The 12,366-nt window shown below is 69.2% G+C and carries 14 protein-coding genes; 12 read left to right on the forward strand and 2 right to left on the reverse strand.

From position 1 onward, the window contains the following. Positions 1-22: 22 nt before the first annotated feature. From E7742_RS20080 to E7742_RS20120, 9 genes are all read left to right on the forward strand, one after another. Positions 23-1,111, forward strand: coding sequence for a YihY/virulence factor BrkB family protein (locus E7742_RS20080; RefSeq protein ID WP_137800549.1), 1,089 nt, complete (start codon positions 23-25; stop codon positions 1,109-1,111). After that, positions 1,104-1,520: a phage holin family protein gene (locus E7742_RS20085; protein ID WP_137800550.1), complete on the forward strand. Its 417-nt coding sequence runs from the start codon at positions 1,104-1,106 to the stop codon at positions 1,518-1,520. Before E7742_RS20080 ends, E7742_RS20085 begins: the two co-directional genes overlap by 8 nt. Further along, positions 1,517-1,768, forward strand: coding sequence for a DUF3618 domain-containing protein (locus E7742_RS20090; protein ID WP_137800551.1), 252 nt, complete (start codon positions 1,517-1,519; stop codon positions 1,766-1,768). Before E7742_RS20085 ends, E7742_RS20090 begins: the two co-directional genes overlap by 4 nt. Positions 1,769-2,132: 364 nt before the next feature. Beyond that, positions 2,133-2,963: a nuclease-related domain-containing protein gene (locus E7742_RS20095; RefSeq protein WP_137800552.1), complete on the forward strand. Its 831-nt coding sequence runs from the start codon at positions 2,133-2,135 to the stop codon at positions 2,961-2,963. A 75-nt stretch (positions 2,964-3,038) separates the two neighbouring features. Next, positions 3,039-3,374 carry a histone-like nucleoid-structuring protein Lsr2 gene (locus E7742_RS20100; RefSeq protein WP_137800553.1) on the forward strand — a complete coding sequence of 112 codons (336 nt, stop codon included), beginning with the start codon at positions 3,039-3,041 and terminating at the stop codon, positions 3,372-3,374. Positions 3,375-3,376: 2 nt separating this feature from the next. After that, positions 3,377-4,216 carry a hypothetical protein gene (locus E7742_RS20105; RefSeq protein WP_254699080.1) on the forward strand — a complete coding sequence of 280 codons (840 nt, stop codon included), beginning with the start codon at positions 3,377-3,379 and terminating at the stop codon, positions 4,214-4,216. Between the two features lie 96 nt (positions 4,217-4,312). Beyond that, a complete protein-coding gene (locus E7742_RS20110) occupies positions 4,313-4,771 on the forward strand; it encodes a MarR family winged helix-turn-helix transcriptional regulator (RefSeq protein WP_137800554.1) in 459 nt (152 codons plus the stop codon). Further along, positions 4,768-6,099, forward strand: coding sequence for an MFS transporter (locus E7742_RS20115; protein WP_137800555.1), 1,332 nt, complete (start codon positions 4,768-4,770; stop codon positions 6,097-6,099). The genes E7742_RS20110 and E7742_RS20115 overlap by 4 nt, the downstream gene beginning before the upstream one ends. A gap of 188 nt (positions 6,100-6,287) precedes the next feature. Beyond that, the gene (locus E7742_RS20120) at positions 6,288-6,971 is read left to right on the forward strand and encodes a YceI family protein (RefSeq protein ID WP_137800556.1); all 684 of its coding nucleotides are present in this window, start codon (positions 6,288-6,290) and stop codon (positions 6,969-6,971) included. On the opposite strand, the gene E7742_RS20125 is transcribed toward E7742_RS20120, so the two are convergent. Then, positions 6,903-7,865, reverse strand: coding sequence for a sterol desaturase family protein (locus E7742_RS20125; RefSeq protein WP_137800557.1), 963 nt, complete (start codon positions 7,863-7,865; stop codon positions 6,903-6,905). The genes E7742_RS20120 and E7742_RS20125 overlap by 69 nt on opposite strands. Positions 7,866-8,009: 144 nt before the next feature. On the opposite strand from E7742_RS20125, the gene E7742_RS20130 reads away from it, so the two are divergent. After that, a complete protein-coding gene (locus E7742_RS20130) occupies positions 8,010-8,465 on the forward strand; it encodes an RrF2 family transcriptional regulator (protein WP_137800558.1) in 456 nt (151 codons plus the stop codon). On the opposite strand, the gene E7742_RS20135 is transcribed toward E7742_RS20130, so the two are convergent. After that, positions 8,462-9,226: a class I SAM-dependent methyltransferase gene (locus tag E7742_RS20135; RefSeq protein ID WP_137800559.1), complete on the reverse strand. Its 765-nt coding sequence runs from the start codon at positions 9,224-9,226 to the stop codon at positions 8,462-8,464. The two genes, E7742_RS20130 and E7742_RS20135, sit on opposite strands and share 4 nt — an antisense overlap. Before the next feature lie 159 nt (positions 9,227-9,385). Here E7742_RS20135 and E7742_RS20140 point away from each other — a divergent pair, with 159 nt between their 5' ends. Then, positions 9,386-9,979, forward strand: coding sequence for a TetR/AcrR family transcriptional regulator (locus tag E7742_RS20140; RefSeq protein WP_137800560.1), 594 nt, complete (start codon positions 9,386-9,388; stop codon positions 9,977-9,979). 36 nt (positions 9,980-10,015) lie between these two features. Next, entirely contained in the window at positions 10,016-12,364 is a 2,349-nt protein-coding gene (locus E7742_RS20145; RefSeq protein WP_137800561.1) for an MMPL family transporter, read from the forward strand. Positions 12,365-12,366 lie beyond the last annotated feature (2 nt).

Genomic DNA, 12,366 nt, shown 5'->3' on the forward strand with positions numbered 1-12,366 from the left:
GAGTGCCGGGTATCACCCGAAAATGACAGCTCGGGACGATTCATCCACCGCGCGCCGCTCGGCACGCCCTGCAGACGACGGAGTCGAGCCGGATTCTCCGGAGGACCTCACCAAACGGTCCTGGATCTACGTCCTCCGCAAGACGGCCCGGGAGTTCGGCACCGACCAGTGCACCGATCTGGCCGCCGCGCTCACCTATTACGCCGTCCTGGCCCTCTTCCCGGCGTTGCTGGTGGTCGTCTCGCTCCTGGGCGTGTTCGGTCAGGGCCAGCGCACGGTGGACGCCGTGATGGACCTGGTCGGGCAGCTCGGACCGTCCGACGCGGTGGACACCCTCCGCGAGCCGGTCGAGCAGCTGGTCGCCTCCCCGTCTGCCGGCATTGCGCTGGTCCTCGGTGTGCTGGGTGCGCTGTGGTCGGCGTCCGGCTACGTCGGCGCCTTCGCCCGCGCGATGAACCGCATCTACGAGATCGAGGAGGGGCGGCCGATCTGGAAGCTCCGGCCGCTGATGTTCGTGGTCACCGCCTTCTGTCTGCTGGCGGTCGGGGCTGCCGGGTTGATGCTGGTGGTCAGCGGTCCCGTCGCTCGCTCGGTCGGAGACGTGCTCGGTCTGGGCGACGCCGCCCTCACCGTGTGGAACATCGCGAAGTGGCCGGTGTTGCTCGTGCTGGTGGGGCTGCTCGTGGCGGTGCTGTACTACGTGACGCCCAATGTCGTTCAGCCCAAGATCCGTTGGATCAGCCCCGGCGCCGCGATCGCGATCGTCACGTGGATCGCCGCGTCCGCCCTGTTCGCCGTGTACGTCTCGCACTTCGCGAGCTACAACAAGACCTACGGGTCCCTCGCCGGCGCGGTGGTGTTCCTGCTGTGGCTGTGGATCACCAACCTGGCGCTGCTCTTCGGTGCCGAGTTCGACGCCGAGCTCGAGCGCGGACGTGAACTCCAGGCAGGCATGCCCGCCGAGAAGACGATCCAGTTGCCGCCTCGTGACACCCACGACATCGAGAAGCGTGAGAAGCAGCGGACCAAGGACGTCGAGGACGGCCGTCGACTCCGCCTGTCCCACACCACGACATCGACCGCAGAACGGAAGGGAAGTGACGATGGCTGACGCAACGGGTCCCCGTGAGGCGGACCCACACGATCTGTCCACTGCTCAGTTGACCGAGCGCCTCGCGAGCCAGGTCTCGGCGCTCGTGCGCACGGAGATCTCCAACGCCGTCGGAGAAGTGAAGACCAAGGGCACCAGGGTGGGAATCGGCGTCGGGGTCTCCGGTGCGGGGTTCATGCTCGTCTACCTCGGCGTCGGCGCCCTCATCGCGACCGCGATCCTGGGCCTGGCCACCGCGCTGGCACCGTGGCTGGCGGCCCTCATCGTGTCCCTGGTGGTGCTCGCGATCGGCGGGCTCCTCGGCGCGGTGGGCGCCGCGCGGGCGAAGAGTGCCGCACCGCCCGTGCCCGCGGACACCGCCGAGAGCGTCCGGCGGGACGTGCAAGCCGTGAAAGGAACCGTGCGATGACCGAATCCGGACCTGACGACACCACCCAGCCCGACGTGGAGCGGCAACGAGCCGAGCTCGCGGAGACCGTCGAGGAACTCACGCACCGGGTGGACGTGTCGGCGCGGACCAAGGCGGCCGTGCACGAAAAGACCGAGGAGGCCGTCCAGCTGGCGCAGCGCCGCGGCCCCGTGCTGGGTGCCGTGGCGGGGGCGGCGGTCGCGTTGCTTCTCGTCCGCGCCGTGGTCAGGCGCCGCCGCCGACGCTGACCGCGCGCCGGAGTCGGCACTCCGACGCCGTGTCGACGAAAAACCTACCGAACAGAGCTGTGCCCCCGGCGAAATCGCCGGGGGCACAGTGCCGTGGTGAGTGAACCCTAGACCGGGTTCTCCACCGAGGTGTTCAGCGCGAACCCGGCAGAGCCCACGCGGAGACCCAGATTGAGGACGATGGTGAACAGATCGTTGACGCTGATCATGGTCGACACTCCTTGCCTGTCAGTACAACTGAACCGAATGGGACGATGAGAACTTATCAACCTTTTGGTTTGTTCACACGGCACGGCAAACCGGGCGTTCTCGAAATCCCTCGTTCCTGGGACTTTGTCTTCGTCGGGCTGGTATCTCTCCAGGTATGCGCGACGACGTAGTGGTGACGCGATGGCAGCGGTACGGACACGACCGCCTCTACGTGCGGGCCGCCGACGGCACCGAACTGGGGTGGTGGGACGTCGCGTCGGGGCGTGCGCACGCCGGCACCGCCGAACGGGAGTCGACCGTCACGGCCGCGGCGACGGGCTGGCTGGCGCGACACGGACACGTGCCGGCTGCGACGGACCGGCCGGTCTACGACCTCGCGCACTCGGAGCCCGGTTCCGCGGCGCGCGTGCAGGCGAGGGCCGCCCGCGATGCAGCACCCGTGAGGACGTTCTTCGCGCGCCTGCTCGGCGCGCGTACCGAGGAGCGGGCCTGGCGGATCGGTGCGGACGGCGAGGCGATCGTGGCCGCAGAACTGGCCGGTGTGCGGCTACGGGATCCGCGGTGGTGCGCGCTGCACGCGATTCCCGTCGGTGACCGGGGGAGCGACATCGATCATCTCGTCATCGGTCCCGGCTGTATCTACACGGTCAACACGAAGCACCACCCACGGGCGAGTATCTGGATCGCGGGCAACACGTTCCTGGTGAACGGGACCAACCAGCCGTACCTGCGCAACAGTCGCCACGAGGCGGCCCGGGCCGCGCGTCTGCTGACCGCGGCAGTCGGGTTCCCTGTGCATGTGGAGGCCGTCATCGTCCCGGTCAACGCCCGGTCCGTCACGATCAAACGGGCGCCCGACGGCGTCCACGTCGTGCCGCGCGGACAGTTCGCGCGGTGGCTGCTGCAGCAGGAGGACTTCTACCCCCTGCCCGCCCTGCACTCGATCTACGAGGCGGCCCGTCGATCGACGACATGGCAACGCTGATCCGCGTCCGATTGTGTGCGGGGTTGTCCCGTAGGCTCTCGATGCAGCTTGGTTGGCGGACCTCGGGAGTGATACGTGGCACAGAAGGTAATTGTCGAGCTCATCGATGATCTTGATGGGGAGCCCATCGACGTCGGCGGCGAAACGATCAGCTTCGCGGTGGGCGGCGTCGAGTACACCATCGACCTCAACGACAAGAACGCCACCGAGTTCCATCGCAAGATGGATTACTACATCCGGCACGCGACCAAGGTGGGTGGCCGGCAGACGGCCCGCGCCGCCACCAAGGCCGCCTCCGACGGTGCGAGCACCCAGGAGATCCGCGAGTGGGCCTCCGCCAACGGGTACTCCGTCTCGACGCGCGGTCGCATCGCGTCCGACATCGTCAAGGCGTACGCGGCCGCTCACTAGTCATGGCAACGGTCAGCAAGCACGAGGGCGAGACGGGTCCTGATCCCGTCGTCCCCGCACCCGTCGAGGAACCTGCGGCGGGCGACGCCGAGAGCGTGCCGGTCGCCGACGCCGACGACGGCGCGGGCCCGGATCAGTCCTATTCCCACGGCGACCCCGTCCGGGTGTTCCTGTACGACATCCCCAACGACGGGGGCGAGTGGACCGCCCGCTACGAGTACGGGATCAAGCGCATCCGTGCCAAGAAGGTGAGCCCCGGCGTCTACCTCGATCTGCTGCACCGCGTGTTCCCCAAGCACGAGGTGTTGGTGAAGGGCGAGCTGCTCAGCGTCAAGAGCCGACCGCACCCGGACGACCCCAAGGTCCTCACCGAGGTGGCGCTGCTGGTGTACCTCGCGACCGAGGTGGCGCTCTTCAAGGCGTTCCTCGAGTGGGCGGGCCGGGACATCAGCGCGATCCGCATCACGCCGGAGAAGCTCGACGACGTGGCCCGCAAGATCAACAACGACGTCTACCGGATCCACCTGTTCAAGCAGCGTCTCGTCACCGCAGGCATCGAGGACCCGGCCGAACTCGACGAGGACGTGCTGCGTCCGGTCGAGGTCATCAAGAGCGAGATCGACGCCATCCAGGACCTGCGGGTCTCGGTGCAGCGCTACCGCGACCGGGTGGTCCAGGCCAAGCGCGAACGCGTGGTGAAGGAGAGCCAGAACCTCGTCGGCAACATCGAGATGGCCACGTGGGACTCGGTGCAGCGCCGCGAGGAGATGGTCGTGATGCGCGAATGGGTCGACAACCAGCAGCGGGTGCTGCCGATCGCGAAGGGCGTCAAGCTCACCTGACCGGCGCCGCCGCTGCTGTGGTGGTCGTCTCGACGGGTGGGATCGACCGCCGCCGAAGAGTATGCTTGCCGACAAGCAAACAATTTGGAGGTGGGTGTGACGAGCCTCTTCGACGACGACGAGGTGTCCCGGCTGCGGGTCGCGCTCGGGCGTATCGCCCGGCAGGTCGATCGGCAGACGTCGGGCGGTGAGCTGACGAAGACGCAATTCTCGATTCTCACGACCGCGGTGCGGCGGGGACCGATCCGGGCCAGTGAGATGGCCGAGATCGAGACCCTCAACCCGACGATGCTCTCGCGCATGATCGGCAAGATGGAGACCGCCGGGTTGCTGGCGCGTTCGGCGCATCCGGACGACGGCCGGGCCGTCGTCGTGTCGGCCACGCCCGCCGGGATCGCCCTGCACACCGAGCTGCGCGAGAAGCGGACGCGGTTGTTCGCCGAGTACCTCACCCAGCTCCCCGAGTCGAAGACCCAGGATCTGCTCGCTGCCCTGCCCGCCCTCGAGGCGCTGGGCGAACGCATGTGTCAGGTCCGGGCCACGGCCCGCTCATGACGGCGGCCACGAAACTCGGCCGCCAGACGTTCGCCGCGTTGGCCAACCGCAACTTCCGCCGCTTCATCAGCGGCCAGGCCGTCTCGCTGGTCGGCACCTGGATGCAGACCGTCGCGCAGTCGTGGCTCGTCCTCGAACTCACCGGCTCCGGCACCGCGATCGGTGTCGTCGTCGCGTTGCAGACCCTGCCGATCCTGCTGCTCGGCCCCTACGGCGGCGTCGTCGCCGACCGCTCGGACAAGCGGCGCCTGATGATCGGGTTGCAGTCCGTCATGGGCGTGCAGGCCCTCGTCCTCGGCGTGCTCACCATCACCGGTACGGTGGAGCTGTGGCACGTCTACGTGCTGGCGCTGCTGCTCGGTCTCAACCAGTGCTTCGAAAACCCGGCGCGCCAGTCCTTCACGCTCGAGATGGTGGGATCGCGCGACCTCCGCAACGCGGTGAGCCTGCAGTCGACGATGGTCAGCGTCTCCCGCATCGTCGGACCGGCCGTCGCCGGTGTGACCATCGCCGCGGGCGGTCTGGGCGTGTGCTTCCTGCTCAACGCCGCCAGCTTCGTGGCAGTGGTGACGTCGCTGGTGCGACTGGACACCTCCGCGCTGCACCGGTCCGCGCCGGCCGAGCGCGCCCGCGGGCAGCTGCGCGAAGGCCTGCGCTACGTCCGCGGCAACCGCAATCTCGCGGTGCCGCTGCTGATGATGGCGTTCATCGGCTGTCTCGCGTTCGAGTTCCAGGTGGTGTTGCCCATCGTCGCCGACCAGACGTTCGGCGCCGGGTCGGAGGCGTACGGCTTCATGACGGCCGCGATGGGCGTCGGCTCGGTGTGCGGTGGCCTGCTCGTCGCCACGTGGGGGCGGACCGGTACCCGCGTGCTGATCGTCGCCGCGGCGGCGTTCGGGCTGGTGCTGGTCGCGGCGGCCGCCGCCCCCACCCTGGCACTCGAACTGGTCGCGTTGGCCCTCGTCGGCGCTGTGAGCATCGCGTTCAACTCCACCACCAACAGCACCCTGCAGCTCGAGGCGGATCCGCAGATGCGCGGGCGGGTCATGGCCCTGTGGTCCACGGCGTTCATGGGGTCCACCGCGATCGGCGGCCCGATCGCCGGCTGGGTCAGTCAGCAGTGGGGCGGCCGAGCCGGGCTGCTGCTCGGCGCGATCACGTGCCTCGTCGTCGCGCTGGTGGCGCGCCTGGCGATCGGGCGCGGCAAGGAGGTCACCGCGCAGACCGAGCCGATCACCGAGGACCCGGAGGAGCAGACCGTCGTCGATCCGGCGGTGTCCGAGGCGCCCGCCGTGTCCGAGGCGGAGGCCCGCCGCCGGGCGGCCTGACCGTCGGTGGGGGCTACGCGCATTGCCGCGGGGCGTGTGCGGCGGTCGCAGGGGTTGTCCGTACGGAAATCCCCTGCGACGGTTGTACAGCCCCTGCGACGACCGGACGACGGGGGACACGCACGGACTGCGTCGGGCCTCGAATCGTAGCTGTGGCGCTGCGTCCGCCGCGCTCTTAGTCTGTGCCGGTGAAGAAGTGGTGGATCGTCGGCGGTGTGGTGGTCGTTGTGGTGCTCGCCGTGCTGGTGGGCCCCTGGGTGTACGGCAAGTTCATCGCCGAGGACGACGCCCCGGCCGCGTCCGTCTCCACCGAGGGTGCGCAGGCCGCAACCGGGTCCGTCGACGGGCAGTGGGTCGTCACAACAGGTTCGGGTGCCAACGAGACGGCCGCCGGGTACACGGTGTCCGAGATCCTCAACGGCGCACGGGTGACCGTCGTCGGGACCACCGGGCAGGTCAGCGGCGCGGTCAGTATCTCGGAACGGAAGATGACCGCGGCCGAGGTCGTGGTGCAGGTCGCCGACATCGCCACCGACAACTCGCGCCGCGACAACCAGTTCCGCGGCAACGTCATGGACGCCGCCGCGTTCCCCACGGCGACCTTCACCCTCGACGCCCCGGTCGACCTGGCGTCGCTGCCCACCGACGGCACGCCCGCGACCGTGCGGGCGACGGGCGCGCTGACCCTCAAGGGCCAGTCCCGGCCGGTGAGCGTGGACGTGAAGGTGCTGCACTCCGGCGACACGCTGATCGCGTCCGGCAGCGTCCCCGTCACCTGGTCCGACTACGGGCTCACGCCGCCGTCACTGGGATTCGTGACCGTCGACGGCAACGGCACGGTCGACTTCCTGGTGAGTCTGACGCGCGCCTGACGGGGCCCATCCGGGCGGACCGAACACGTAGCCGAGGCGGTCGTGCCAGCCGGTCGCGGCGCGGACGTCGCGTCCGATGGCGGCGTACTCGTGCGTCTGCAGCTTCCAGATGTCGTAGGTGCCCACCGGCTTCGTCAAACCGTAGGTCGGACGCCGGGTCTCGGCCCGGAACGTGCCGAACAGCCGGTCCCACACGATGAGGATGCCGCCGTAGTTGCGGTCCAGGTACTCGGGATCGCACCCGTGATGGACCCGGTGGTGCGACGGAGTGTTGAAGACGAACTCGACGGGGCGCGGCAGTGTGCCGACTCGCTCGGTGTGGACGAAGAACTGGTAGACCAGGCTCACCGAGAACCCGACGAACACCATCCACGGGGGAATGCCGATCAGCGGCAGCGGGATCCACATGAGGATCTCGCCGCTGTTGTTCCACTTCTGGCGCAGCGCGGTGGCGAAGTTGAAGTACTCGCTCGAGTGATGCGCCTGGTGCGTCGCCCAGATCAGCCGGACCCGATGCGCCATCCGGTGGTACAGGTAGTACAGCAGATCGATGCCCAGCAGCAGGATCACCCACGTGTACCAGGCGCCCGGCGGCAGGTGCCACGGGGCGAGGTACACCCAGATCGCGGAGTAGCCGATCAGCGCGACGAACTTCCAGAACGCGGTGGTCGCGATCGACACCAGCCCCATCGAGATCGACGCCCGCGCGTCCCGGAACTCGTATCCGGCCGACGGCGGGTACGCGCGACCGTCGCGGATCTCCGCCTCCTCGAGCGTGCGCGCGGCGAACCACTCGAGTCCCAGGAACACGACGAACGCCGGTATCGCCAATGCGACCGGATCACCCAGCGGTTCGAGCAGCGATCCCCACGCTGTCGACAGGGTCTCCCACATGTCTCCTCCGAGCCTTCCCACCCTGGGGCGTCCGTGCGCGCACCCGCCTGGAAATCTACCCGGTGCGGTGACGTGGGTCACCGTCCGTCGTGCGGTCGGTAACGTCGGCGACCGGAACGTTGACCGAATCGGCGAGGGAGTGGCATGCACATCACGGCGCGGGTCGATTGCGCGGTGCGTGCCCTCGTCGAGCTGGCGGCCGCCGAACCGGCGTTGGTCAAGGGCGATGCGTTGGCGGGCGCGCAGGCGCTCCCCGGCAAGTTCCTCGAGGCCGTGCTCGCCGACCTGCGCCGCGGCGGGCTCGTGAGCAGCCGGCGCGGACCGGACGGGGGATATCGGCTCACCCGTCCGGCCGACGAGATCACCGTCGCCGACGTCATCCGCACCGTGGAGGGCCCGCTGGCGTCGGTGCGCGGGGAGCGGCCCGAGGACGTCACCTACGAGGGGGCCGCCGAGTCGCTGCAGCGGGTGTGGATCGCGGTCCGCGTCAACCTGCGCGCGGTGCTGGAAGGGGTCACCGTCGCCGACATCGCCGCCGGCGCGCTGCCGTCCTTCGTCGACGACCTCACCGCCGACCCCGGGGCGTGGCGGCGCCGCTAGCGGTGCACCTCGAGTTCGGCGCGCATCTGGGTGAAGTGCAACAGCCCCGGCGTGCCCGAGATCTCCTCGTACGCGCGGACCCACTCGTCGAGGAACCGGGGCCGGTCCGCGGCGGCGAGGCGGTCGGTCCAGGCACCGGCGCCGTTGCCGCACCACGCGGCGAACGCCTCGTGCGTGCCGAAGTCCCACGTCAGGTCCTCGACGGACAGCCCGGTGACGCGCAGACCGGCCGACGACGCGAGCGCGGGGTACTCGTCGGGATCCACGTGGACGAACGGGGGAGTGAACCCGGTGAACCGGTCGAGCCACCGCACCGACCCGGCCACTTCCATCGCCACCGTCTCCAGGCTCGGGCGGTCACCGGCGCACACCACCTGGACGAGCGCCCGTGCGCCGGGGCGGGCCGCGGCCGCGATCGAGCCGAGGGCCCGCTGCTGCTCGCGCACCCAGTGCAGCGCGTTGAACGAGACCACCACGTCGAACTCGGCCCGGAACGGCAGATCGCGGGCGTCGGCCAGGACGAACTGCACGTGGTCGTCGGCCGCGGCGGCCTGCGCGATCATCCGCGGTGACGCGTCCACGCCCACCGCGCGGCCCCGCGGAAGCTGCGCGGCCAGGAGGCGGGTGACGAATCCGTCGCCGCAGCCGACGTCGAGGAGGTGCTCGTCCGGTCGCAGCACGAGGCCGTCGAGCGCCCGGGTCGCCATCGTGCGCTGCAGATCGCTGGTCCGCGAATATCGTGCGCCGTCCCAATCGGGCATCGTCACCGCCGTTCGCCGTCGCGCGGGTGTGGAATCAGCGTAGGCAGGGGCGCGCAAGTGTGAGGCCGATCACCGATCTCGCGGAAATGTGCTGGAAGACACAAAAGTGCGCTCGCCTGCAACATTGCAGAGGTCTGCAAATTCGGTACTTTCGAAGGGGTGGAACTCGGACTCCGGGATCGGAAGAAGGCGGCGACGCGCGTCGCGCTCAGCGAGGCGGCTGCCCGTCTGGCCATGGAGCGTGGGATCGAACTGGTCACTGCCGACATGATCGCGTCGGAGGCCGGGGTGTCCGTCCGCACGTTCCACAACTACTTCTCCTGCAAGGAGGAGGCCGTCCTGCACCACTTCGAGGCGGAGGTCCTCGAATGGGCGCAGTGGCTACGCGAGCGTCCCGCCGACGAACCGATTCTCGATTCGCTCGAACACATCGTGCTGCGGGCGCTCATCGAATCCGATGCCCAGCTCGAGGAGATGAAGGCGCTGGCCGATCTCATCGACTCGAGTCCCACGTTGCTCGCCAAGAAGATGGAGATGCACGTGCGGCTCACTCCGATGCTCGACGAGGTCATCGCCGAGCGTACGGGCGCCTCGGGCCTGTATCCGAGCCTGCTGCAGACGGTGGTCGGTGCTGCCGTCAAGGCGTCGCTCGACCTGTGGATGAGCGGGCGATCGACGGCCGCGAGTGCCGAGCACCTCATCCGTGAGGCGTTCGATCACCTGCGGTCGGGCCTCGCCGTTCCCGCACGCTAGACCGCCAGACCCCACCCGATCACGAAGGAGCCGCACATGGCGACCTATCTCTACCGGATCGGCCGCTTCGCCTATCGGCGAAAAGGCACGGTCCTGTCCATTTGGCTGGCCATCCTCGTTCTGATGGGTGTCGGCGCGGCCACGCTGTCGGGCCCGACGAACGACTCGTTCTCGATCCCCGGCACCCCCGCGCAGAAGGCCCAGGACCTCATGGCCGAGCGGTTCCCTGCGTCGGCCAAGGACCCGTTCAACTCCATCTCCGCCCGGTACGTCTTCGCCGCGCCCGACGGGCAGACGCTCGACACCCCGGAGAACCAGGCCGCGATGGACGCCACCCTCGCGAAGGTGCGCGGCATCGAGCTCGTCGACGCGGCCGCCAAGGTCGATCCGGCGACCGCGCCGCCCGCGGAGGCGCAGGGCGCGCTGGTCAACCCCGTCGTCGCCGATGCGCAGCTGACCGCGATGGTCACCGCGCAGGCCGAGCAGTCCGGCAAGCCCGTCGACCAGGCGCTCGCGGACGCTCGGGCGCTGTCCCCGCTGAGCCCCGACAAGACCGTGGGCTACGTGGAGGTGCCCTTCAGCGGTGACTTCAAGGACGTCACCACCGAGCTGACAAACCAGATCGACGCGGCCGCCCAGGCGGCCCGCGACGCGGGACTGACCGTCAAGCTCAGCGGCAGCGCCGCGCAGGAGCCCGAGATGCCGGGCGGCTCCGCGGAGTTGATCGGCCTGGCGGTCGCGGCCATCGTGCTGTTGCTGACGTTCGGTTCGCTGGTCGCCGCGGGTCTGCCGCTGATCGCCGCGATCATCGGTGTCGGCATCGGCAGCCTCGGCATCACCGTCGCCACCGGCTTCACCGAACTCGGGTCGATGACCCCGACGCTGGCCGTCATGATCGGTCTGGCGGTCGCCATCGACTACTCGCTGTTCATCGTCTCGCGCTTCAAGCACGAGGTCAGCGTCAGCGGAAACCGTGAGGAGGCTGCGGGCCGCGCCGTGGGTACCGCCGGCTCGGCGGTCGTGTTCGCCGGCCTGACGGTGATCATCGCGCTGGTCGCGCTCCGCGTCGTCGGAATCAAGTTCCTGAGCGACATGGGCCTGGCGGCCGCGTTCGCGGTGCTCATCGCGGTCCTCGTCGCGCTGACCTTCCTGCCGGCGTTCCTCGGCCTGCTCGGACGCAAGGCGTTCGCCGGCAAGGTCCCGTTCGTCAAGGCGCCGGACCCGGAGGCCGAGGACGCCGTCCCCGGCCCGGCCACCCGGTACGCACGTTGGGTGGGCCGCAAGCCCGCCGTCCCGCTGATCGTCGGCATCGTGCTGCTCGGTGTGCTGGCCATCCCGGCGGTGGGCCTCAAGCTGGCCCTGCCGAGCGAGAGCACCGGCGATCCCGCCACCAGTTCCCGGCAGGCGTACGACCTGGTGTCGGACGCGTTCGGTCCCGGCCGCAACGCGCCGCTGCTCGTCGTCGTCGACGCCAAGGACGCCACCGTGCCCGCCGAGGAAGCGGTCGGCCAGGTGCTCCGGACGATCTCCGAGCAGGACGACGTCGTCAACGCGCAGGTCATGGCGCTCAACCCGGCCGGGGACACCGCCCAGATCCTGGTGACCCCGGGCAGCTCGCCCACTGATCAGAAGACGATCGACCTCATGCAGTCCATTCGCGACGGCGAGGGGGCGCTGCACGACCGGATCGGCGTCAACTACGGCGTCACCGGACAGACGGCACTCGAGACCGACGTCTCCGACCGACTGCAGGACGCGCTGGTCCCGTACCTGGTCATCGTGGTCGGGCTCGCCTTCATCCTGCTGATGCTGGTGTTCCGGTCGATCCTGGTGCCGCTCACCGCCGCCCTGGGCTTCCTGCTCAGCGTCGCCGCGACGTTCGGTGCGACCGTCGCGATCTTCCAGGAGGGTTGGGGCGGGATCGTCGCCAACCCGCAGCCGCTGGTGAGCTTCATGCCGATCTTCCTGATCGGTGTGGTGTTCGGCCTGGCGATGGACTACCAGGTGTTCCTGGTGACCCGCATGCGCGAGGAATACGTGCACGGCGCATCGGCCAAGGAAGCGATGACCATCGGGTTCAGCCACGGCGCCCGGGTGGTGACTGCGGCCGCACTCATCATGATCTCGGTGTTCGGTGCGTTCATCCTCGAGGACAACGCGTTCATCAAGTCGATCGGCTTCGCGCTCGCGGCGGCGGTCTTCTTCGACGCCTTCATCGTCCGCATGGTGATCATCCCGTCCGTCATGGCGCTCCTGGGTGACAGGGCGTGGTGGCTGCCCAAGTGGCTCGACAAGCTGCTGCCCAACGTCGACATCGAAGGCGAGAAACTGGCCCGCGCGCTGCCGCGCCAGGATCGCGACCGGGAAGACGCGCCGGTGTCGTGACA

Origin of the sequence: Rhodococcus sp. SGAir0479 (assembly GCF_005484805.1) — a bacterium.
In the GTDB taxonomy this organism is placed as follows: Bacteria; Actinomycetota; Actinomycetes; order Mycobacteriales; family Mycobacteriaceae; genus Prescottella.

Bases quoted from the DNA above. Each gene is read 5' to 3' on its own strand.
- E7742_RS20080 (WP_137800549.1), top strand. From the start codon at position 23: ATGACAGCTCGGGACGATTCATCCACCGCGCGCCGCTCGGCACGCCCT.
- E7742_RS20085 (WP_137800550.1), top strand. From the start codon at position 1,104: ATGGCTGACGCAACGGGTCCCCGTGAGGCGGACCCACACGATCTGTCC.
- E7742_RS20090 (WP_137800551.1), top strand. From the start codon at position 1,517: ATGACCGAATCCGGACCTGACGACACCACCCAGCCCGACGTGGAGCGG.
- E7742_RS20095 (WP_137800552.1), top strand. From the start codon at position 2,133: ATGCGCGACGACGTAGTGGTGACGCGATGGCAGCGGTACGGACACGAC.
- E7742_RS20105 (WP_254699080.1), top strand. From the start codon at position 3,377: ATGGCAACGGTCAGCAAGCACGAGGGCGAGACGGGTCCTGATCCCGTC.
- E7742_RS20115 (WP_137800555.1), top strand. From the start codon at position 4,768: ATGACGGCGGCCACGAAACTCGGCCGCCAGACGTTCGCCGCGTTGGCC.
- E7742_RS20125 (WP_137800557.1), bottom strand. From the start codon at position 7,865: ATGTGGGAGACCCTGTCGACAGCGTGGGGATCGCTGCTCGAACCGCTG.
- E7742_RS20130 (WP_137800558.1), top strand. From the start codon at position 8,010: ATGCACATCACGGCGCGGGTCGATTGCGCGGTGCGTGCCCTCGTCGAG.
- E7742_RS20135 (WP_137800559.1), bottom strand. From the start codon at position 9,226: ATGCCCGATTGGGACGGCGCACGATATTCGCGGACCAGCGATCTGCAG.
- E7742_RS20145 (WP_137800561.1), top strand. From the start codon at position 10,016: ATGGCGACCTATCTCTACCGGATCGGCCGCTTCGCCTATCGGCGAAAA.